General features: G+C 70.4%; 23 protein-coding genes. 14 read left to right on the forward strand and 9 right to left on the reverse strand.

The window, feature by feature from the left end; all coding sequences use genetic code 11:
• Positions 1–42: 42 nt before the first annotated feature.
• Positions 43–1,017, reverse strand: coding sequence for a hypothetical protein (locus ACGFNK_RS42120; protein WP_393425549.1), 975 nt, complete (start codon positions 1,015–1,017; stop codon positions 43–45).
• 87 nt (positions 1,018–1,104) lie between these two features.
• Between ACGFNK_RS42120 and ACGFNK_RS42125 the strand changes: the two genes are divergently transcribed.
• From ACGFNK_RS42125 to ACGFNK_RS42135, 3 genes are all read left to right on the forward strand, one after another.
• Positions 1,105–1,542, forward strand: coding sequence for a DUF4442 domain-containing protein (locus tag ACGFNK_RS42125; protein WP_393425671.1), 438 nt, complete (start codon positions 1,105–1,107; stop codon positions 1,540–1,542).
• A gap of 162 nt (positions 1,543–1,704) precedes the next feature.
• Complete coding sequence (locus ACGFNK_RS42130; RefSeq protein WP_393425552.1) at positions 1,705–1,926, forward strand: hypothetical protein; 222 nt, start codon at positions 1,705–1,707, stop codon at positions 1,924–1,926.
• Positions 1,927–2,461: 535 nt separating this feature from the next.
• Complete coding sequence (locus ACGFNK_RS42135; protein WP_386343480.1) at positions 2,462–3,277, forward strand: SAM-dependent methyltransferase; 816 nt, start codon at positions 2,462–2,464, stop codon at positions 3,275–3,277.
• A 40-nt stretch (positions 3,278–3,317) separates the two neighbouring features.
• Here the strand turns inward: ACGFNK_RS42135 and ACGFNK_RS42140 are convergent, their stop codons facing one another.
• Positions 3,318–4,232, reverse strand: coding sequence for a helix-turn-helix domain-containing protein (locus ACGFNK_RS42140; protein ID WP_393425555.1), 915 nt, complete (start codon positions 4,230–4,232; stop codon positions 3,318–3,320).
• A gap of 187 nt (positions 4,233–4,419) precedes the next feature.
• Between ACGFNK_RS42140 and ACGFNK_RS42145 the strand changes: the two genes are divergently transcribed.
• Positions 4,420–5,235, forward strand: a complete 816-nt coding sequence (locus ACGFNK_RS42145; RefSeq protein WP_393425558.1) for a DUF427 domain-containing protein — start codon at positions 4,420–4,422, stop codon at positions 5,233–5,235.
• 146 nt (positions 5,236–5,381) lie between these two features.
• The gene (locus tag ACGFNK_RS42150; RefSeq protein ID WP_393425561.1) at positions 5,382–6,041 is read left to right on the forward strand and encodes a DedA family protein; all 660 of its coding nucleotides are present in this window, start codon (positions 5,382–5,384) and stop codon (positions 6,039–6,041) included.
• Between the two features lie 183 nt (positions 6,042–6,224).
• Here the strand turns inward: ACGFNK_RS42150 and ACGFNK_RS42155 are convergent, their stop codons facing one another.
• Entirely contained in the window at positions 6,225–6,755 is a 531-nt protein-coding gene (locus ACGFNK_RS42155; RefSeq protein WP_393425564.1) for a gamma carbonic anhydrase family protein, read from the reverse strand.
• Positions 6,756–6,875: 120 nt separating this feature from the next.
• Between ACGFNK_RS42155 and ACGFNK_RS42160 the strand changes: the two genes are divergently transcribed.
• A complete protein-coding gene (locus ACGFNK_RS42160) occupies positions 6,876–7,667 on the forward strand; it encodes an acyltransferase (protein ID WP_393425567.1) in 792 nt (263 codons plus the stop codon).
• Here ACGFNK_RS42160 and ACGFNK_RS42165 read toward each other — a convergent pair.
• Positions 7,664–8,515 carry an EamA family transporter gene (locus ACGFNK_RS42165; protein ID WP_393425570.1) on the reverse strand — a complete coding sequence of 284 codons (852 nt, stop codon included), beginning with the start codon at positions 8,513–8,515 and terminating at the stop codon, positions 7,664–7,666. The genes ACGFNK_RS42160 and ACGFNK_RS42165 overlap by 4 nt on opposite strands.
• Positions 8,516–8,630: 115 nt before the next feature.
• Between ACGFNK_RS42165 and ACGFNK_RS42170 the strand changes: the two genes are divergently transcribed.
• Both ACGFNK_RS42170 and ACGFNK_RS42175 read left to right on the forward strand, forming a co-directional pair.
• Entirely contained in the window at positions 8,631–9,203 is a 573-nt protein-coding gene (locus ACGFNK_RS42170) for a helix-turn-helix domain-containing protein (protein ID WP_388668231.1), read from the forward strand.
• Positions 9,204–9,246: 43 nt separating this feature from the next.
• Positions 9,247–9,804: a YbaK/EbsC family protein gene (locus ACGFNK_RS42175; protein ID WP_393425573.1), complete on the forward strand. Its 558-nt coding sequence runs from the start codon at positions 9,247–9,249 to the stop codon at positions 9,802–9,804.
• Positions 9,805–9,813: 9 nt separating this feature from the next.
• On the opposite strand, the gene ACGFNK_RS42180 is transcribed toward ACGFNK_RS42175, so the two are convergent.
• Complete coding sequence (locus ACGFNK_RS42180) at positions 9,814–10,929, reverse strand: cation diffusion facilitator family transporter (protein ID WP_393425576.1); 1,116 nt, start codon at positions 10,927–10,929, stop codon at positions 9,814–9,816.
• 80 nt (positions 10,930–11,009) lie between these two features.
• Between ACGFNK_RS42180 and ACGFNK_RS42185 the strand changes: the two genes are divergently transcribed.
• Positions 11,010–11,369, forward strand: coding sequence for a metalloregulator ArsR/SmtB family transcription factor (locus ACGFNK_RS42185; protein WP_033327360.1), 360 nt, complete (start codon positions 11,010–11,012; stop codon positions 11,367–11,369).
• Between the two features lie 10 nt (positions 11,370–11,379).
• On the opposite strand, the gene ACGFNK_RS42190 is transcribed toward ACGFNK_RS42185, so the two are convergent.
• Positions 11,380–12,927, reverse strand: a complete 1,548-nt coding sequence (locus ACGFNK_RS42190) for an FAD-dependent oxidoreductase (protein ID WP_393425580.1) — start codon at positions 12,925–12,927, stop codon at positions 11,380–11,382.
• 127 nt (positions 12,928–13,054) lie between these two features.
• Here ACGFNK_RS42190 and ACGFNK_RS42195 point away from each other — a divergent pair, with 127 nt between their 5' ends.
• From ACGFNK_RS42195 to ACGFNK_RS42205, 3 genes are all read left to right on the forward strand, one after another.
• Positions 13,055–13,231, forward strand: a complete 177-nt coding sequence (locus ACGFNK_RS42195; RefSeq protein WP_393425583.1) for a hypothetical protein — start codon at positions 13,055–13,057, stop codon at positions 13,229–13,231.
• A 100-nt stretch (positions 13,232–13,331) separates the two neighbouring features.
• Complete coding sequence (locus ACGFNK_RS42200; RefSeq protein ID WP_393425586.1) at positions 13,332–15,602, forward strand: catalase; 2,271 nt, start codon at positions 13,332–13,334, stop codon at positions 15,600–15,602.
• 33 nt (positions 15,603–15,635) lie between these two features.
• Complete coding sequence (locus ACGFNK_RS42205) at positions 15,636–16,451, forward strand: VOC family protein (protein WP_393425589.1); 816 nt, start codon at positions 15,636–15,638, stop codon at positions 16,449–16,451.
• A gap of 26 nt (positions 16,452–16,477) precedes the next feature.
• Here ACGFNK_RS42205 and ACGFNK_RS42210 read toward each other — a convergent pair whose 3' ends face one another.
• From ACGFNK_RS42210 to ACGFNK_RS42220, 3 genes are all read right to left on the reverse strand, one after another.
• The gene (locus ACGFNK_RS42210; RefSeq protein ID WP_393425591.1) at positions 16,478–16,885 is read right to left on the reverse strand and encodes a CoA-binding protein; all 408 of its coding nucleotides are present in this window, start codon (positions 16,883–16,885) and stop codon (positions 16,478–16,480) included.
• A gap of 110 nt (positions 16,886–16,995) precedes the next feature.
• Positions 16,996–17,325 (reverse strand): TfoX/Sxy family protein, encoded by a 330-nt coding sequence (locus ACGFNK_RS42215; RefSeq protein ID WP_393425594.1) that lies wholly within the window; start codon positions 17,323–17,325, stop codon positions 16,996–16,998.
• Between the two features lie 9 nt (positions 17,326–17,334).
• Positions 17,335–17,784 carry an SRPBCC family protein gene (locus ACGFNK_RS42220; protein WP_393425597.1) on the reverse strand — a complete coding sequence of 150 codons (450 nt, stop codon included), beginning with the start codon at positions 17,782–17,784 and terminating at the stop codon, positions 17,335–17,337.
• 149 nt (positions 17,785–17,933) lie between these two features.
• Between ACGFNK_RS42220 and ACGFNK_RS42225 the strand changes: the two genes are divergently transcribed.
• Positions 17,934–18,821: a helix-turn-helix domain-containing protein gene (locus ACGFNK_RS42225; protein ID WP_393425600.1), complete on the forward strand. Its 888-nt coding sequence runs from the start codon at positions 17,934–17,936 to the stop codon at positions 18,819–18,821.
• 5 nt (positions 18,822–18,826) lie between these two features.
• Positions 18,827–19,270: a VOC family protein gene (locus ACGFNK_RS42230; protein WP_386343443.1), complete on the forward strand. Its 444-nt coding sequence runs from the start codon at positions 18,827–18,829 to the stop codon at positions 19,268–19,270.
• Positions 19,271–19,361 lie beyond the last annotated feature (91 nt).

Genomic DNA, 19,361 nt, shown 5'->3' on the forward strand with positions numbered 1-19,361 from the left:
GGGACACGTTTTTGTCACTGACTCTCGTCAGCGGTGTACCGGTCAGGAGCCCGACGAGTCCGTGTACAGCCGCACGGTGTTGAGGATTTTCTTCACCGTCGCGTCCGGTACTTCCCCGGATACACCCTTTGCGCCGTGAAACGACCAGGAGACGAAGTCGCCGTCGGCGTTCTTGAAGCCGAACACGGTCGACTTGCCGTCGCTGTCACACTTCCCCGACTTCTTCACGCCCGTCGACCACGCGGTGCCCAGACTGCCCGTGATGCCGGACTTCGTCGTGTACGACTCCACGGCGTCGGAGTCGATGTTCGCCTTCTCCGGTTGCGTATACGCCCCGTAGACCCAGGAGTTCGAGTCGGCGCGAGCGATCTCCTCGGTGCTCTTGGCACCGTTGTTGCCCCGGGTGCCCACGCCCGCCAGCGGCGTGTAGTCCTCGCTGCCGTCCTTGTCCTCGTCCGTCCCGCACCACTTCGACTTGAGGAATGCCGGAGCCGCCATGGCGGCCAGCGGCTTCTCCTCGGGATCGCCGTCCTCGGTGACGTACGAGACCCAGTCGGGCGACTCGAGTGCCCAGTCGCCCGGCACGTCGAAGGCGATGCCGGTCTTGGGATTCACCACGGCCTTCCAGCCCGCGACGGTCGGCTGTTCCCCGTCCGAGCCGCGCGCGTTGCCCGAACTGGTCGGCTGCGCACTGGACTCGGTGGGTTCCGGCTCAGCCTTCTCGGCCTGGTTGTCCTTGTCGCCGCCGAGCAGTACGAAGCCGGTCACGCCCGCGGCGACCACGACGGCCGCGGCGGCGACGATGGCAATGAGCTTCGTCCGTCCGCCGCCCTGTGGAGGCTCGGGAGCGCCCGGCGGGACGGTGGGGGCGGTCCACTGGCCCTGCTGGTAGTGGCCCTGCTGATAGGGGTTCGGCTGCTGAGGGCCGGGTTGTTGGTACGGGTTCGGCTGCTGATAGCCCGGCTGTTGGTACGGGTTGGGCTGCCCGCCCCCGGGCGGCTGCTCTCCTGGCCACATGGGCGGTAACGATACTGCGATCACCTCGCCGGCCTCTGGCAGGGAAGGCTACTCGCGGGTAACGTGGCGGTCATGAGCGCAGACCAGATGTCGATCGGCGAGATGCTCGCCGCCACGGTGCCGATGGTCCGGACCATGAAACTCGAGTACCTCGAGACCACACCGGAGAAGGCCGTCCTCGCCCTGCCTGATCAGAGCGAGTACCACAACCATGTCGGCGGGCCGCACGCCGGAGCGATGTTCACGCTGGGGGAGTCGGCGAGCGGGGCGGTCGTCCTCGCCGCCTTCGGGGACCAGCTCTCGCGCGCCGTACCGCTCGCCGTCAGCGCGGAGATCGCGTACAAGAAGCTTGCGCGCGGGACCGTCACGGCCACCGCGACGCTCGGCCGTCCCATCGCCGACGTCATCGCCGAGCTCGACGACGGCAAGCGCCCCGAGTTCCCGGTGGCTGTCGCCATCCAGCGGGAGGACGGCGCCGTTACCGGTGAGATGAAGGTGGTCTGGACGCTGCGCCCGAACAACTGAGCCCGTTCGCGGCCTGGTTGCCGAGTCCTGGCAGAGGCCCGGGTACGAAACTGCCGACGGCGAGCGGTGATTCGTACCGGAGGAGCCCGCACAATGGGAAGCGTGGAGGGTTCGCGCTTCCGGGCCTCGGGAACGCGAGGCCGGTGGCGAGCGGAGGTTGCGATGGTGCTCGTGGTGATCGTCGGGGCCGCGCTGCTCGGCCTCGTCGCCTGGGCGACGACCGTGCTGATTCGGCGGGAGCGGCGGCGCCCCGAAACGACCGCCGACGCCCACCGAATCGAGTCGGCCGCCACACAGGGAATCCGCGACGCCCGCCGCCGGGCCCGCGCACTCGACCGGATCGGCGGCGCCGGCGGTATCAGCCGCCTGGACTTGCATGAGTAGAAAAGTCCCCCCTTCCCGGATCATTGGGACCCACCCTCACCGTGGCCGCCCCCTACTCCTTACGAGGAACTGACGCCCCAACCAGCGCTGTTGCCTCACCAGTCACACAGGCCACTATGGTTCTTCACGTCACCGGCCCATCGGTGACGGCGAGGCCCGGGACCGGGCGTGAGCCAGTAGGGACGGCTCGCGAGCGAAGGTCGCCAGGGCCACCGGCTTGCCTCTTTCGCCCCTCCGGCGACGAGGCCGGCATCGCCGCGGTGTAAGAAAGCGGCCATCGCGGCGCTGGGCGGGCGCCCTGGGGTCTCTCCGGGGCGCCCCGCACGGTCCCTCCTGCGGGACGCCGGGCCCGTGTTCCCCCGCCCTGCGTATGCGCGGGAAACCAGCCAATGAGCAGCGGAACATGGGCAGTTGGTGGCTCGTGAACTTACCCGCGCCGAGCCGTGAGGAATAACGTGGGCGCCACGGCTGGTATTCGCCTATTCGCCTATTCAACGGGGTGCGGTCCCCGCACCGACTACACACGGGAGCGTCCATGACTGATGAGCCGAACATCTCCGACCCGGAGGCGCTCTCCAAGATCGACACCACTGTGCCGCAGTCGGCCCGGATCTGGAACTACTGGCTGGGCGGGAAGGACAACTACGAGGTCGACCGCGTAGCCGGTGACGCGTTCCGCGAGATCTTCCCCGGGATCGAGACCGGAGCCCGTGCCGCCCGGTACTTCCTGGCCCGCGCCGTCAGGCATCTGGCCGCAGAGGAGGGCATCCGGCAGTTCCTGGACATCGGTACCGGGCTGCCCAACGTGGACAACACGCATGAGATCGCCCAACGGGTCGCCCCTGAATGCAAGATCGTCTACGTCGACAACGACCCCCTGGTGCTCGCACACGCCCGCGCGCTGCTCACCAGCACCCCCGAGGGCGTCACCAACTATGTGGACGCCGACCTGCGCAAGCCGGCCACCATCGTGCGGGAGGCCGGGAAGACGCTGGACTTCGACCAGCCGATCGCTCTCATGCTGATGGGCATCCTGGGTCACATCGAGGACTACGACGAGGCCCGCTCGATCGTGCGGCAACTGGTGGATGCACTGCCCCCGGGCAGTTATCTGGTCCAGTACGACAGCACGAATACCAGTGAGGAGTACGTCACGGCCATCCAGCAGTACAACGAGGGCGGTTCGATCCCGTACATCCTGCGCAGCCCCGAGCAGATCGCGCGCTACTTCGACGGTCTGGAACTGCTCGAACCCGGCGTCGCGTCATGCTCACGCTGGCGCCCCGACACCAGCGCCTGGGGCCTCCCGGCGGAGGTGCACCAGTACGGCGGCGTAGCCCTCAAGCGCTGAGGCCCACCGGCTGCGCGGCCTGACGAAGCCCGTCCGCAGGTCAGGTCTCCTGGAGGATCCGGTGCAGGATCGTGGGAGTCGCCTCCGGTGACTGGGCCTGCACCACCAGGCGGTTCATGACGCCCCAGTAGTACTCGATCTCGGCCGGCTTGTCGGGATAGAGGGCACTGGCGAGTTGCTCGAGGTAGACCACGTCGGGCAACTGGCCGCCGGGCAGCCGCAGGATGGTGACCGGGCCGCCGGACGCGGCATGCCCGCCGGCGCGGAACGGCATGATCTGGAGGGTGACCCGCGGGAGTTGGGAGACCTCGATGAGGTGCCGGAGCTGGGCGCGCATCGTGCTGGTGCCGCCCACGGCACGCCGCAGCGCCGCCTCGTCGATCACGGCCCAGAGCTGAGGGGGCTGCTGTCGACCCAGGATCCGCCGGCGGGTCATCCGCAGGGTGACCCGCCGGTCCAGCTCGTCCGCGGAGGCGTCCGGTTGGTCGAGGCGGAGGGCGGCGCGGGCGTAGTCGGGGGTCTGGAGCAGGCCGGGAACACGCTGCACCTCGAAGCAGCGGATGAGCGTGGCTGCCTGCTCGACTCCCAGGTAGGCCTGCATCCAGCTGGGCACCACGTCGTTGTAGGCCTGCCACCACCCAGGGGTGTTGGCCTCCTTGGCCAGAGCCAGCAAGGTGGCGCGCTCGGCCTCGTCCGTGACTCCGTACAGCGTGAGGAGATCGGCCACGTCCCGCAGTTTGCAGCCGTGGCGGCCGGTCTCCAGCCGGCTGATCTTGGACTGTGAGGCGCGGATGACATGGCCCGCTGTCTCACGGGAGATGTGCTGCTCCTCCCGCAGCCGGCGCAGACGTGCGCCCAGTACGAGGCGCGGCACCATGGGCCCCGCCGACCCGGCCGACGTGCCGTCCAGGAATTCGCTGTCGGACGGTGAATGTACGGCCTCTGTGGTGCCCATGGGCATGCTCCCTGCGGTGAACGCAACTCTGCACGCGTGAAAGCGCTGCGCCCAGCCAGCATAAAGGCTGACCGGTACATGATCTTCAACTTGACGCAACCCAACGGATCAACGACCCAGGGGAACCCTTCGGTTCCATATGACCAGTTTTCTTGTCCTCGGCGGGGGCGTCGGTAAGCATGGGTCAATGAGCGTGTTGTTCACCATGCGATCCGTACGGACCACCCCGGAGGGCTTCCTGTGGGAGCCCAGCGAACGCTGGGTCCGTGGCCGCAAGGGCGATGTCACCGTCGTCGACAGCCGCCACTCCGTACTCGTCTGGGAGCCGGACCTCCCCGTCCCCCTGTACGCGTTCCCCCGCGACGAGGTCCGCGAGGACCTGCTCCGGCCGGCGAAGAACCCCCGGACGGGCAGACACTCCGGATCGCAGATCTTCTACGACCTCGAAGTCGACGGCGAACTGCTGGAGAACGCTGCCTGGACCTACCCCGCCGACGACCTGGCCGGCCACATCGCCTTCGAGTGGTCCGAGCGGAGCGGCCGGGGGCTCGACCACTGGTACGAGGAAGAGGAAGAGATCTTCATCCACCCCAAGGACCCGCACCACCGGGTGGACGCCCTCGCCAGCAGCCGCCACATCCAGGTCGAGATCGACGGCACGGTCGTCGCCGACACCCGCCGCCCCGTTCTGCTCTTCGAGACCGGCCTGCCGGTGCGGTACTACATCCCGCGCGAGGACGTCCGCCTCGACCTCTTCGACCACACCGGCCACAGCACGGGCTGCCCGTACAAGGGCACTGCCCAGTACTGGTCATTGCGGGGCGACCTCGACGTCCCCGGGAACATCGTCTGGAGCTACCCGGACCCGCTGCCGACGGCGGCCGCCATCAAGGGACTCCTCGCCTTCTACAACGAAGCGGTGGACATCACCGTGGACGGCGAACGCATCGAGCGCCCTGTCACTCCCTTCACCGAGACGCTCTCGCCGCGACCGTCGAGCTGACCTCCCCTGCTCCGGTACTCGTGAGCAGCGGTGCGAGCAGTGGTACGCCGTTGCCGTCCCCGTCAGCAGGTACGCTGCCCCGGCGCGCGCTCATCCCGGAGCGCACGCCGGGAACGCGTGTTCAGTGACCAGGGGAGGAAGCGGCGTTGCACGTCCAGGAATGGCTCGAGACCGTGCCGGCGGTCAGTATCTACGTCCTGGTGGGCGTGGTCATCGGTCTGGAAAGCTTGGGCATTCCGCTGCCCGGCGAGATCATCCTGGTCTCCTCGGCGCTGCTCGCCTCCCAGCACGGCGAGATCGACCCGCTCATCCTCGGCGCCTGTGCGACTGCGGGCGCCATCATCGGTGACTCCATCGGCTATGCCATCGGCCGCAAGGGCGGACGCCCGATGCTGGCCTGGCTCGGCGGCAAGTTCCCCAAGCACTTCAGCGAGGGCCATATCGCCACCGCGGAACGGTCCTTCGAGAAGTGGGGTATGTGGGCCGTCTTCTTCGGCCGCTTCGTCGCCCTGCTGCGGATCTTCGCGGGCCCCCTCGCGGGCGTACTGCACATGCCGTACTGGAAGTTCCTCATCGCCAACGTCTTCGGCGGCATCCTGTGGGCGGGCGGCACCACGGCGGTCATCTATTACGTCGGAGTGGTCGCCGAGTCGTGGCTCAAGCGGTTCTCCTGGCTGGGGCTTGTGGTGGCGGTGCTCATCGGCCTCGTGTCGATGCTGGTCGTCAAGCGCAAGGCCAAGCAGATGTCAGCAGAGGCGGAGGCGCCTGCGGCAGCTGAGCCGGCGCCGGTGGCTGCCGTCGACTAATCACCTGCGGGTCCGCTGTGGCTGGTCGCTCCCCCACTCTCGGCTCCTCCCCCACTCTCGACTTCGCTCGAGCGGGGGGACCCCCATGAGCGGGGGGACCCTCATCGCGGCGGAGCCGCACAATGTCACAGCCCCGCGCCCCTTAAAGGGGCGCGGTACCGCACCGGACTTCGGCAAGTCCGCTCAGCCCTCGTGCGCTTCCCGGTGAGTCTTGGCCAGCTCCACGTACACCGAGCTGTTCAGCGAGATCCCCTCCCGCTCCTCCGCCGTCAGCTCCCGCCGCACCTTCGCCGGTACGCCCGCGACCAGCGACCCCGGCGGCACCCGCATCCCCTGCGGCACCAAGGCCTGCGCCGCGATCAAGGACCCCGTCCCGATCACCGCGCCGTTCAGCACAGTCGCACCCATCCCGATCAGACAGTCGTCCTCCACCGTGGCACCGTGCACCACGGCGTTGTGCCCGATCGAGACGCGCTCGCCGATGGTGACGGGGAAGCCGGGGTCGACGTGGAGCGTGCAGTTGTCCTGGACGTTGCTGCCCGTGCCGATGACGATCGGCTCGAACTCGGCGCGCAGCACCGCGCCGTACCAGACGCTCGCGCCCGCGTGCAGCGTCACATCGCCGAGCACCACGGCCGTGGGGGCGGCAAACGCCTCCTGATCCACCTTCGGATCTTTGCCGCCCACGCTCGCGATCAGCGCCTTGTGCGTCATCGTCAACTCCTCGTCTCGTCGCTACCGGCACCGTAAGCCATCGGTCCGGATGGCCGGGTGGGGCGAAGATCACAGGCGTACGGGTTCTTGGGCGCGGCGCCCGCTGAGTACGGTGAGCGGGTGCCCAGGAGCAAGAACACGTTCTCGTCATGGCGGCGCCGCCTAGTCCAGCGCGCCGTGCATGCGGGCTGGGCCTGGGTGCAGCGCACGGGGTCCGTGAGCGCCGAGAGCCCGGGACGGTTCCGCTTCGGCGCGATGGGAACAGGTACCAGGCTCGCCTTCCCGCTCGGCACGGTCTTCGGTGAGCCGTGGATCCATCTCGGTGCCCACTGCATCGTCGCCGAACAGGTCACGCTGACCGCCGGGTTGATGCCCGATCTCGACCTCGGCCCCGATCCCATTCTGCGTATCGGCGACGGTGTCGTGCTCGGCCGCGGCAGCCACGTCATCGCCGACACGACGGTCACGATCGGCAGCGACTGCTACTTCGGGCCCTACGTGTATGTGACCTCTACAAACCACTCGTACGACGATCCCCACGAGCCGATCGGCAAGCAGTGGCCGCGGATGGAGGCGGTGGAGATCGGCTCTGGGTGCTGGATCGGGACGGGTGCGGTGATCCTGCCCGGCGCGCGGATCGGGCGGAACGTCGTGGTGGCGGCCGGTGCGGTGGTCCGCGGAGTGGTGCCCGACCACGCGGTGGTGGCCGGGGCCCCGGCGCGTGTGGTACGGCGCTGGTCGCCGGGCGACGGGTGGCAGCCACCCCTGCGTACGCCGGCGCCGGTGCCGATCCCCGAAGGCGTCACACCGGACCAGCTGCTGGCCCTGACCGAGCTCGACGCGGAGGGCGCCGCCCGCCTCGCCGCGCTGGGCGCGGAGGGTGCCGCCGACGACGTACGCGCCGACTCCTAACCGGTCGCGAGCAGTACGGTGCCGACGAGGGCCAGGCCCGCACCCGCCGCCTGGACGCCGCGTAGCCGTTCGCCGAGGATGCCGCGTGCAGCCAGGGCCGTGACCACCGGGTAGAGCGAGGCGAGTACGGCCGCCACGGTGACCGGGCCGTTCTGGGCGGCCAGCGAGTACGTGGCGTTGGCGGCGACATCGGCGAGGCCGACGAAGGCGAGGGCCGGGAGCGCGGCCGGCGAGACCTTCGGGGGAGCCTCGGTGCCGCGGCGGGCGGCGGCGTACAGGGCGGTGGCGCCCGCGACGACGTTCGTGACGCGCTGGACGAACAGGGCGAGGAAGAGGCCGGTGAGAGTGGTCGAGGCCTCGGCGATCAGGGCCATCACCGCTCCGAAGCCGAACGCCGCCAGCAGGGTGAGCAGGACGGCCTGCCGCTGCACGGGTGCGCCCTTGAACTGCGGGCCGCCGGCGAGCACGACGCCCGCGACCGCGACCGCGATCCCCGCGAACTGCAGCAGCCCAGGGCGCTCGCCGAGGACAAGGCCCGCCCCCACCGGGACGGCGACGCCGAGGGAGCCGAGCGGTGAGACGACCCCCATCGGGCCCAGGGCGAGTGCCTTGTAGAAGGCGTACATCGCGACCGGCCCGACGAGCCCCGCCGTCACCGCGAACCACAGCAGCGGACCCGCCTCGCTCCAGGCACCCGTCGCCACGACGATCGCGCCGAGCACGACGGTGGCGATCGACTGCGAGACGACCACCACGGTCAGCGCTGGCGTACGCCGGGTCAGCAGCCCGCCGCCGAAGTCGGCCAGCCCCCACAGGACGCTGGTGGCCAGGGCGAAGAGTGCTGTCACGGAGTGCCTCGCAGTACAGTGCAGTGAACGAACGGGTGCACCAGACCGTAGTGCAAAGCATTGAACTCTGTCATCCAGAATATTGAACTCGGATATTGGACGTATTGGACGTGATGTGTCGGACCTCGAACTGCTGACCCAGTCCCTGGCGCGCAACGTCAAGCGCTGGCGCAGCGAGCGCGGCTTCACCCTGGAGACGCTCGCCGCTCGCGCCGGGGTCAGCCGCGGCATGCTCATCCAGATCGAGCAGGCGCGCACCAACCCCAGCCTTGGCACCGTCGTCAAGATCGGCGACGCCCTCGGCATCAGCATCACGACGCTGCTCGACTACGAGCAGGGCCCGAAGGTCCGGATCGTCCCGGCCGAGCAGGCCGTACGGCTCTGGCACACCGAGGCCGGCAGCTACAACCGGCTTCTCGCGGGCACGGAGGCGCCCGGCCCGCTGGAGATGTGGGACTGGCTGCTGATGCCGGGCGAGGGCAGCTCCTCGGACGCGCACCCGGCCGGCACGGTCGAACTCATCCATGTCACGGCGGGCGAGCTGACGCTCACCGTCGACGGCAGGGAGCACCGGGTCCCCGCGGGCGCGAGCGCCTCCTTCGAGGCCAACGTCCCCCATACGTACGCCAATTCGGGCGACGTACCGCTGGAGATGGTCATGACGGTGTCGGTCCCGGGCGTGCACTGAGACAGCCGTCGAAGGCCGTCCGTACGCCTGTTAGCGTGCGGTCATGCGTGCACCCATCGGACACTTCGACAACGCAACGCCCGCGCCCGACTGCCTTGACGAACTGACCCGCCCGGTCGCCGACGCCGTACGCCACTGGCGCGGCAACGTCCCCGCCGAGCAGATCGTGTACGTCGACACCGAGCCAGAGTGGGCCGACACCGCCACATTCCTCGAGCACTACGGTCCGGAACTCCTCGACCAGTCGGCCAACTGCGTGGTCGTCGCGGGCAAGCGAGGCGGGGAGAGCACGCTCGCCGCCTGCGTCGTGCTCTCCGGCACCCGGGTCGATGTGAACGGCGTGGTCCGGCGCCAACTCGGCGCGCGCAAGGCGTCGTTCGCCCCGACGGACACGGCCACCGGCGAGACCGGGATGGAGTACGGCGGGATCACGCCGATCGGGCTGCCCGCCGACTGGCCGGTGCTCGTGGACTCGGCGGTCGTCGATCTGCCGTACGTCCTGGTCGGCAGCGGCCGCCGGCGCGGGAAGCTGCTGGTGCCGGGGAAGGCGTTCGCGGAGCTGCCGAACGCTGTCGTGCTGGAGGGGCTCGGCGTCGCCTGACCCCGTCGGTCACCCCGTGTGGTGGGCCAGGGCCAGGTGGGGATCCGTCTCGCCGGGCGCGGGTGACGGGTCGGCGTGGACCAGGGCAGCGGTGAGCCCGGGAACGGCGTGCAGCAGGGCGTGCTCCGCCTCGACGGCCACGCGGTGCGCCTGGCGTACGGTCACGTCACCGTCCACGACCACCGCCACCTCGGCCCGCAGCCGGTGGCCGATCCAGCGCAGCCGCAGTTCGCCGATGGCCTGCACGCCCGGCACCTCACGCAGGGCCCGCTCGGCCCGGTCCACCAGCGCCGGGTCGATCGCGTCCAGCACTCGGCGGAAGACTTCGCGTGCGGCGTCGCGCAGTACCAGCAGCAGGGCCGCGGTGATGGCCAATCCGACGATGGGGTCGGCCAGTTGCCAGCCGAGCGCCGCGCCGCCCGCGCCCAGCAGGACGGCGAGCGAGGTGAAGCCGTCCGTGCGCGCGTGCAGACCGTCTGCGACGAGCGCGGCCGAGCCGATCGCACGGCCGACGCGGATGCGGTAGCGGGCCACCCACTCGTTGCCCGCGAAGCCGATCACGGCTGCGGCAGCGACCACCGGAATGTGCTCGACCGGGCGCGGATCGAGCAGCCGGTCGACCGCCGTCCAGCCCGCGAAGACCGCGGACCCGGCGATCGTCAGCACGATCACGAGGCCCGCCAGGTCCTCGGCCCGCCCGTAGCCGTACGTGAACCGCCGCGTGGCCGCGCGCCGGCCCAGCACGAAGGCGATCCCGAGGGGCACGGCGGTGAGCGCATCGGCGGCGTTGTGCACCGTGTCGCCCAGCAGCGCGACCGAACCGGAGACCACGACAACGCCCGCCTGCGCCACGGCGGTCACACCGAGCACGCACAGGGAGACCCACAGGGCCCGGATGCCGCGGGCGGAGGACTCCAGGGCGGCGTCGACCTTGTCGGCGGTCTCGTGGGAGTGGGGTGTGAGGAGGTGGCTCAGCCGGTGGAACGGACGGGAGAGGCGCGAGCGATGCCCGCCGCCGTCGTGACGGTGGCCGTGCTCGTGGCTGTGACCGTGCTCGTGGCTGTGTCCGTGCTCGTGTCCGTGCTCATTCTGGTGGTGGGCGTGTCCATGGTGCTCGGCGCTCACAAGCGACCCCTTTCCGTGCCCGGGAGTGGAACTCCACGCGGGAGTGGACTCGGCAAGGCCCACGGAGTCATTATGTGCGTATGAGCGCACGCATGCACCTGTCACCTGCGCAGGATGCGCATCCGCGTACCCCCGGCGAGGAGCAGTTCGCCCTCGCCGCCGAAGTCCTGGCCCTCCTCGGCGACCGCACCCGGCTCGCGCTGCTGCACGCCCTGGCCGACGATGAGGCCGACGTCACGACGCTCACGGAGCGGTGCGGCGCCGCCCGCCCGGCGGTCAGCCAGCATCTGGCGCGGCTGCGTCTCGCGGGCCTGGTGAACACCCGCAAGGAGGGCCGCCGGGTGATCTACTCCCTGCGGGACGGCCATCTGCGCCGGGTCGTGGACGAGGCGCTCAACCTTGCCGACCACAGGCTCAGCGGCCGGCCCGCGCACGACTGAACCCAGCTGGTCAGTCCTCCAGGGGCTCCTCATCGCGGACATCGCGCTGCTCCAGGGCATGCGTCGCCGGCCCCTGCACCACCCGGCCGTCCGTGTCGAAGCGTGAGCCGTGGCAGGGGCACTCCCAGGCGCGCTCCGCCGCGTTGAACGCGACCAGGCACCCCATGTGCGTACACCTCGCGGACACGGAGTGCAGGCGCCCGTCCTCGTCGCGATAGACCGCGCAGCGCTGTCCGCCGTGCCGGACGACGGCGCCGGTACCGGGCACGATGTCGGCCAGGGAGTCGGCGTGCGACGGGGGAATGCGGTCGCCCACGAAGTGCCGGGCCACGTTCGCCTGGTGCTTGAGGAAGGCCGGGGCCTCACGGAGTACGGAACGCAGGCGCCGCGGATCGTACAGTTCGGCCCACGGCGGGCGGTCGCCGACGATGAGCCCGGACAGCAGCCGGCCGGCCATGATGCCGCCGCTGAGTCCCCAGCCGCCGAACCCGGTCGCCACATACGCGTGGCGGGACATCGGGGGCAGCGGGCCGACGAGCGGCACGGTGTCGGTGGAGTCGTTGTCCTGAGTGGCCCACCGGTAGGTGGGCGTGATGTCCGGGAAGTGCTCCTCGGCCCAGTCGGTGAGGCGGGCGAACCGTTTGTCGGTGTCGCCGGTTCCGGGGGTGAAGTGCTCGCCGGTGACGATCAGCAGCCGCCGGCCGTCCTCGTACGGGGCGGTGCGGACCGAGCGGGTGTCCTCCTCGGGCGTGATGTACATGCCGTCCGGGTCCCGGTCCGCCGCGAGCGGTGCGGCCACGACGAGTTCGCGTCGCGGGGAGAGCCGGGTGAACAGCAGCGCCCGGTCGAAGACCGGATAGTGCGTGGCGATCACGACTGCGCCGGCGGTCACCCGCGCCCCGGTTTCGGCCGTCAGACGGCAGGCGTCGCCCGTTTCGAGGCCGACGACTCGGGTGCGCTCGTGGATGAGGGCGCCCCGGGCCCGTAGATCCTCGACGAGGCCGAGTAGGTACTTGCGCGGGTGGAACTGGGCCTGGTGGGCGACACGGACCGCGCCGGCCACGGAGTACGGGAGACCGGTCTCGGTCACGAACTCCGCGTCCAGGCCGGCCTCGCGGGCGGCCTCTGCCTCGGCGCGGAACTCGTCGGCCCGGCGCTCGTCCCGGGTGTATGTGAACGCGCTCCTGCGCTCCCAGTCGCAGTCGATGCGCAGTTCGTCGACGAGGGCCGCGGCGTGCTCGATCGCCTCGGTCTGCGAGCGTGCGTACAGGTGCGCCGCCTCCGGGCCACGGGTCCGGCGCAGCCGGTCGTAGATCAGCGTGTGCTGGGCGGACAGCTTCGCGGTGGTGTGGCCGGTGACGCCCGCGGCGACGCGGTCGGCCTCCAGGATCGCGACACTGCGCCCGGCGCGGGCGAGCTCCCAGGCCGTGCTGAGGCCGGCGATGCCCGCGCCGACCACGGCCACGTCGACGGTCACATCCGCGTCGAGCGGCGGATACGTCTCACCGGGCGCCGTGTCGATCCAGTACGAACCCCGGATGTCTGCCTTCTCGGTCATGGGCCCCGAGTCCCCCCGAACCGCGGGCCGAAGCGTCAGCTCTGCCCGGGTGCGGAACGCACCGCCCGTTTCGAATGCCGGTGCCGGGTACTCGCAGTCACGAACGGATGACGTAGGAGGTGCCCTCATGGAAACCGGCACCAGCACAGACATCGAGTCGTCCGGCGTCAAGCCGGAGACCACGGAGCGCGGGCCCATACAGGGTGCGCGCGCTGTTCCTTCCGCGCGCGGGGGCGGCAGGGACGATCGGGGTGAACAGGCGCCCGTGGACCTGCAGAGCAACATCATCCTGGGGGAGGACTGATCGCTCCGCGCGGGACGGGTCAGCCGAGGTCCGGCTGGTTCAAGGGCCCGGTCGGGGGTACCCAGGCGGCGCAGACCACTCCCCGACAGTTGGAAGTGCGATGACCGAGAAGAACCCCCTGAAGGCCGCAGCGCAGAAGGCCGCCGACGTACTGCGCGAGGACGGTCCGACGGACGGCGTCCCCGGCAAGCCTGCGGCGCAGACGCCGTCGGTCGCCGAACCGACCGAACCCCACGCACCCCTCCCGCCCAAACCTGACCAGGCCGCACCTGAGACGGTCAGCCCCACGGGCCGTCCCACGGGCGCAGACCAGTCCACCAACGCCCAGGGTGACGCGTACCTGACGACGGCCCAGGGAGCCAGGCTCTACGACACCGACCACTCGCTGAAGGCCGGTGAGCGTGGGCCGGTTCTGCTGCAGGACCACCATCTGCGGGAGAAGATCACCCACTTCGACCACGAGCGCATCCCCGAGCGGGTCGTGCACGCGCGCGGTGCCGCCGCGCACGGCGTCTTCCGGAGCTATGGCACCGCCGCGAAGGTCACCAAGGCGGCCTTCCTGACCGGCGAGGCCGAGACACCGGTGTTCGTACGGTTCTCCACGGTGCTCGGCTCGCGCGGCTCCTCGGACACGGTGCGTGACACGCGGGGCTTCGCGACGAAGTTCTACACCGGCGAGGGCACCTTCGATCTGGTCGGGAACAACATCCCGGTCTTCTTCATCCAGGACGCGGTCAAGTTCCCGGACATCATCCACGCCGGAAAGCCGCACCCCGACCGGGAGATCCCCCAGGCACAGAGCGCCCACGACACGTTCTGGGACTTCGTCACGCTGCACACCGAGGCCACCCACCACACGCTGTGGAACATGTCCGACCGGGCCATCCCGCGCTCGTTCCGCACGATGGAGGGCTTCGGCGTCCACACCTTCCGGCTGGTCAACGCCGAGGGCGCCACCACGCTGGTGAAGTTCCACTGGAAGCCGAAGCTCGGCGTGCACTCCCTGGTGTGGGAGGAGGCGCAGCTCATCAACGGCATCGACCCGGACTTCCACCGGCGCGACCTCGCCGACGCCATCGAGGCGGGCGCCTACCCGCAGTGGGAGCTGGGCATCCAGACCTTCCCGGACAACGCCGAGCAGAGCTTCGAGGGCATCGACCTGCTCGACCCGACGAAGATCGTCCCGGAGGAACTGGCGCCCGTGCAGCCCGTGGGCCTGCTGACGCTGAACGCCAACCCGTCGAACTTCTTCGCCGAGACCGAGCAGGTGGCCTTCCACCCCGGCCACCTCGTGCCCGGCATCGACATCACCGACGACCCGCTGCTGGCCGGCCGGCTCTTCTCCTACCTGGACACCCAGATCTCCCGCCTGGGCGGGCCGAACTTCGCGCAGCTCCCCGTCAACCGCACCCACGCCCCCGTCAACGACATGCACCGGGACGGCATGCACCAGACGGCCGTCCACACCGGAGCGGCGCCCTACCGGCCCAACTCCCTCGACGGAGGCTGCCCGTTCCTCGCGGGCGCCGACACCGGCGCGTACATCGAGACGCCAGTGGAGGTGCCCACGGCCAGGAAGCAGCGCGAGGCCCCGGCCTCCTTCTCGGACCACTTCAGCCAGCCCCGGCTCTTCTGGCGCAGCATGTCCCCGGTGGAGCGCGAGCACGTCATCGCGGCGTACACCTTCGAGCTGGGCAAGTGCTACGAGCAGGCCGTCAAGGAGCGAGGGCTCCAGGTGCTCGCCAACATCGACCCCGAACTGTGCGAGCAGGTCGCCACCGGTCTCGGCCTGCCCGCACCCGAGGCCACCGTTCCCCTCACAGCCGTCGACCCCAGCCCCGCCCTCTCACAGCTGGGTCACACCTGGCCGCTGGACGGGCGCGTCATCGGCATCGTCACCGACGAGCGCGGCGACCTCGACGGCGTACGCACCGTGCGCCGGGCGGTCCTGGACGCGGGCATGGTCCCGCTGGTGATCGCCCCGGCCGGCGGCAAACTCGACGCGGAGGGCGAGCCTGTCCAGGTGCAGCGCACCTTCGCCACGGCCCGGTCGGTGGAGTACGACGCCGTCCTGCTGGCGGGCGCTCCGGGACCCGGGAGCGACGCCTACGGAGCGCGGGACGCCAAGGCGGGGGATGCTGGTAGGGAAGCAACCACGGATCCGCGGGTGCTTCTGATGCTGTCGGAGGCCTACCGGCACGGGAAGGCCATCGGCGGCTGGGCGGGTGCCGAAACCGCCCTCGATGCCGCGGGCGTCCCGGCCGGTGCGGCGGGAGTCGTGACCGCGAACAGCGGCACGAGCGCCCTGGAGCAGGTCACCCGGCTGCTGGGCGAGCACCGCGTCTGGGAGCGATTCGGCACCGGCGGCTGAGCACACCGGTCAGGAAGCCAGGACGGTACTGCCATGAACCGTGACACCACAGTTCAAGACGATGTCATCTCCAGTCAGTCGGTGTTCGGCGCCCCATGCTGGGTCAGCCTGACGGCACGCGACGAAGCCGCCGCGGAGGACTACTACCACGCGGTGTTCGGCTGGAAGTTCCGCTCGGTCCCGCTGGGAGACCGGTTCCGGATCGCGTACGCCAACGATGTGCCGGTCGCGGGCATCGCGGCCGTGGCCTCCATGTGGCAGATGGCGGTCGCCTGGACCCCCTACTTCGCCGTGTCCAGCGCCGACGACGCCGTGGCCCGGGGGCAGGAACGCGGCGGGACGACTGCGGTCGGCCCGATCGCGTTCCCGCCGGGCCGGGCCGCTCTCCTCGCGGACCGCGACGGAGCGGTCTTCGGCATCTGGGAGGGCCGGCTCATCTCGGGCTGGGAATCCTGGCGCCGGGCCGCCCCGGCCTTCGTACGACTGCACACCCGCGACGCCTTCGACGCCGCCATGTTCTACGGCGAGGTCCTCGAGTGGGCCTCCGCACGGCCAGGCTGCTGCGAGGTCCACTATGAGGCGGACGAAGTCGTCCTGCGCAGCGAGAGCGAGATCGTGGCCCGGATACACTCCGGCGCCGTGGAGGCGGCGCCCGATCCCACCATCCGGCCGCACTGGCAGATCCACTTCGCGGTCCCCGACGTCGAGGCCTGCGTCGCCGCCGCGCGCGCCCACGGCGGCACCGTCGTCCGGGTCGGCACCTCGCACACGGAGGTGCCCCCGACGGAGGCCGTGCTCCGGGATCCCGACGGGGCGCAGTTCACGGTGACGTCGCGCAGGAACCGCTGAGGACGGGTGGCCGGCGGTCGCGGGACTCAGCCGAGCTTCGGAATCTCGATGGCCGGGCAGCGGTCCATGACCATGTCGAGTCCCGCCGCACGCGTCCGTTCGTACGCCGCCTCGTCGATGACGCCCAGCTGGAACCAGACGGCCTTCGCGCCGATGGCGGCGGCTTCGCCGGCGACGGGACCGGCCAGGTCGCTGTTGACGAACACATCGACGACGTCCACGTCGAAGGGGATGTCCGACAGCGACGCGTACCCCTTCTCCCCGTGCACCGTCTCGGCCTTCGGATGCACCGGGACGACCCGCTTGCCGTAGCGCTGGAGGACCTTGGCGACTCCGTAGGCCGCCCGGTGCTCGTTCGTCGACAGCCCGACGACCGCCCAGGTGTCGCCGAGCTCGGTGAGGATCTTGCGGACCGTTGCTGAGTCGCCGTGCACGATCGGCCTCCTTGGGGCTTCCTGCGGTGCCTGCTCTGGCAGGCAACAGCGGGCGGGCAGCGGTGATTCCCGCCCGCTCGGCAGGTCTGAGTCCGCCTCAGGGTCCGGCTTCACTTGGGCGGCAGGCCCGCCGCGAATGCGTACCCCTCGTCGATCCAGGCACTGAGCGCTTCGTCCTCCGCGAGCGCGGAGGCGGCGACCAGGATCCAGCCGCGCATCGGGCGGCCGCCCATCTCGCAGACCTGCGCTCCCGGTCGGGCGAGGGCCGCTTCGGTGGCATCCGGTCCGACCCGGACCATCAGGTCGCCGCCGCGGAGGGCCACGGCCATATTGCCGCGGTACAGGAAGGAGATGCCGCCGAACATGCGCTTCTCCGTGATGCCCGGATCCGCACCCAGGTGCTCATGAATCCGCTCGGCCAGTCCTTCGTCGTACGCCATGGAAGGCCCTCATTCCCTTTCGGTGAGCCGGTGTTCGAGGCTACGCAGGTCCTTGGTGATCGAAGAGCGAACCTGGCGGGCCAGGAGCGGTGCGGCCAGCCGGTAGAAGCCGCCTTCGCCGCCCCGGACGCGGATGCGGGCGAGGGTTCCGCGTGGGTGGGGCTCGAAGGCGTAGGTGACGTGCATGGGGAACGGACCGGCCACCGAGACCATGTCCAGCAGCCGGCCGGGCTCGTGGGCGGCCACCCGCAGGACATAGTCGATACGCCGCCCCAGGAAACGGGCGGTACGGGTGACCTCGGCGCCCACACCGAACCCGCCCCCGTCTGCCTCCCGGGTCAGCTCCGCCGTGCGGATGCCCCGGGTCCACTCGGCGTCGTGGCGCCAGTCCGTCGCGTATCCGGCCACGCGATCGGGAGGCAGTGCGAGGACCCGCTGTGCCGTCACATCGATGGTCATGGGTCCAGAATCCCCGGCAACGGCGGTGGGCGCACCGTCCGAACGTACGGGGGTGTGGGCTCGTGCCCGTCGTCTTCGTGAAGGAGTCCGCCACCACCTCTGAGAGAAGCCGGGCAAGCGGCCCGGCCGGGACGTCGCATACTGGCCGTATGGCGCATGCGTCGGTGCGGGACGGTGAGGCGTTGCGGGAGTTCGTGCGGGGAACGACCGGGCTTGCGGGCATGGTCGTGTCCGCGGTGGGTTACCGCACCCGTGGGGTGACTCCGGCCCTGCACAGGGGGCTGCCCTCGCCGTATCTGACCTTGATCTTCTCGCTGGACGGGCCCGTGACCAGCGGACTCACTCCCGAGCAGGCGCGCGGCGCCGATGCGGTACGCACCGACATCGTGATGGGCGGGTTGCACCAGCGCCCGGCGTACGTGATCCAGCCGGAGCACGAGGCAGGCATCCAGCTGGCCCTGCATCCGCTGGCGGCGCGCAGGCTGCTGGGGCTGCCGGCCGGTGAGCTCGCGGACCAGATCGTCGCATCGGGGACGGATGTGCTGGGCCGTCGCGTGGCGGAGATTCATGAGCGGCTGCAGGAGCAGACGGAATGGGAGGCGCGGTTCTCCCTGCTCGCCTCGTATCTGCGAGGGCGTGCGGCCCAGGCTGACCGAGCCGGACGGGTGAGGCCCGAGGTGGGTGAGGCCTGGGCCTGGCTGGCCCGGCATCGCGGGGCCGGCACCCTGAACGGGCTCGCCGAGCACGTGGCGCTCAGTCCCCGCCGGCTCACCACCCTCTTCCGGGCCGAGACGGGCCTGAGCCCCAAGCAGGCCGCCCGGCTGATGCGCTTCGAGCACGCCAAGAGCACCGTGGTCCGTGAGCTCACCGCGGGAGCCTCGCCGAACCTCGCGCAGATCGCGGCCGACTGCGGCTACTACGACCACTCCCACCTGGTGCGGGACTTCCGCCAGTACACCGACGTCAGCCCCACCGCCTGGCTCGCCGAAGAGTGCCGGAATATCCAAGCGGGCGGCCACCAGGGCGGCGAACAGTGAGAGGCATGAACACCAACACCACAGCAACCCAGCAACGTGCCCCCGGCGTCTGGCCGACGCTCCAAGCCCATGACGCGCCGGGCCTGATCGACTTCCTCGTCGACACCGTCGGCTTCCTGCGCACCGCCGTGTACGAGGACGGCGACCGCGTGGCCCACGCCCAGCTCGACTGGCCCGAGGGCGGCGGCATCATGCTCGGCTCGTACAACCCGGACAGCAAGCCGTGGTCCCTGCAACCGGGCACCTTCGGCGCCTACGTCGTCACCGACCGGGTCGACGACCTCTACGAGAGGCTGAGCGCAGCCGGAGCCAAGATCATCCGCGAGATCGAGGACCAGCCGTACGGCAGCCGCGATTTCGCGATCGCCGACCCCGAGGGCAACAAGTGGTCCTTCGGTACGTATAGGGGTGAGCCGAGCCCGGCCGGCACCGTGGACGACAGGCACTGAGACGACAGGAACCGAAGCTCTCGCCGCCCGAATCGACCGAGAGCAGCCCATCCGGGGTCATGGCGGGTGAGCAGACAGGGCTCAGGTGCCG

The sequence above is a fragment of the Streptomyces sp. NPDC048825 genome (assembly GCF_043198355.1).
Lineage (GTDB): Bacteria > Actinomycetota > Actinomycetes > Streptomycetales > Streptomycetaceae > Streptomyces > Streptomyces xiangluensis.

What these genes read in the sequence shown, in the direction of transcription:
- ACGFNK_RS42120 (WP_393425549.1), bottom strand. Translation starts at nt 1,017, where the DNA reads ATGTGGCCAGGAGAGCAGCCGCCCGGGGGCGGGCAGCCCAACCCGTAC.
- ACGFNK_RS42130 (WP_393425552.1), top strand. Translation starts at nt 1,705, where the DNA reads ATGGTGCTCGTGGTGATCGTCGGGGCCGCGCTGCTCGGCCTCGTCGCC.
- ACGFNK_RS42215 (WP_393425594.1), bottom strand. Translation starts at nt 17,325, where the DNA reads ATGGCGTACGACGAAGGACTGGCCGAGCGGATTCATGAGCACCTGGGT.
- ACGFNK_RS42185 (WP_033327360.1), top strand. Translation starts at nt 11,010, where the DNA reads ATGAGCGCACGCATGCACCTGTCACCTGCGCAGGATGCGCATCCGCGT.
- ACGFNK_RS42125 (WP_393425671.1), top strand. Translation starts at nt 1,105, where the DNA reads ATGTCGATCGGCGAGATGCTCGCCGCCACGGTGCCGATGGTCCGGACC.
- ACGFNK_RS42225 (WP_393425600.1), top strand. Translation starts at nt 17,934, where the DNA reads ATGGCGCATGCGTCGGTGCGGGACGGTGAGGCGTTGCGGGAGTTCGTG.
- ACGFNK_RS42220 (WP_393425597.1), bottom strand. Translation starts at nt 17,784, where the DNA reads ATGACCATCGATGTGACGGCACAGCGGGTCCTCGCACTGCCTCCCGAT.
- ACGFNK_RS42175 (WP_393425573.1), top strand. Translation starts at nt 9,247, where the DNA reads ATGCGTGCACCCATCGGACACTTCGACAACGCAACGCCCGCGCCCGAC.
- ACGFNK_RS42190 (WP_393425580.1), bottom strand. Translation starts at nt 12,927, where the DNA reads ATGACCGAGAAGGCAGACATCCGGGGTTCGTACTGGATCGACACGGCG.
- ACGFNK_RS42205 (WP_393425589.1), top strand. Translation starts at nt 15,636, where the DNA reads ATGAACCGTGACACCACAGTTCAAGACGATGTCATCTCCAGTCAGTCG.
- ACGFNK_RS42140 (WP_393425555.1), bottom strand. Translation starts at nt 4,232, where the DNA reads ATGGGCACCACAGAGGCCGTACATTCACCGTCCGACAGCGAATTCCTG.
- ACGFNK_RS42155 (WP_393425564.1), bottom strand. Translation starts at nt 6,755, where the DNA reads ATGACGCACAAGGCGCTGATCGCGAGCGTGGGCGGCAAAGATCCGAAG.
- ACGFNK_RS42145 (WP_393425558.1), top strand. Translation starts at nt 4,420, where the DNA reads ATGAGCGTGTTGTTCACCATGCGATCCGTACGGACCACCCCGGAGGGC.
- ACGFNK_RS42135 (WP_386343480.1), top strand. Translation starts at nt 2,462, where the DNA reads ATGACTGATGAGCCGAACATCTCCGACCCGGAGGCGCTCTCCAAGATC.
- ACGFNK_RS42200 (WP_393425586.1), top strand. Translation starts at nt 13,332, where the DNA reads ATGACCGAGAAGAACCCCCTGAAGGCCGCAGCGCAGAAGGCCGCCGAC.
- ACGFNK_RS42230 (WP_386343443.1), top strand. Translation starts at nt 18,827, where the DNA reads ATGAACACCAACACCACAGCAACCCAGCAACGTGCCCCCGGCGTCTGG.
- ACGFNK_RS42195 (WP_393425583.1), top strand. Translation starts at nt 13,055, where the DNA reads ATGGAAACCGGCACCAGCACAGACATCGAGTCGTCCGGCGTCAAGCCG.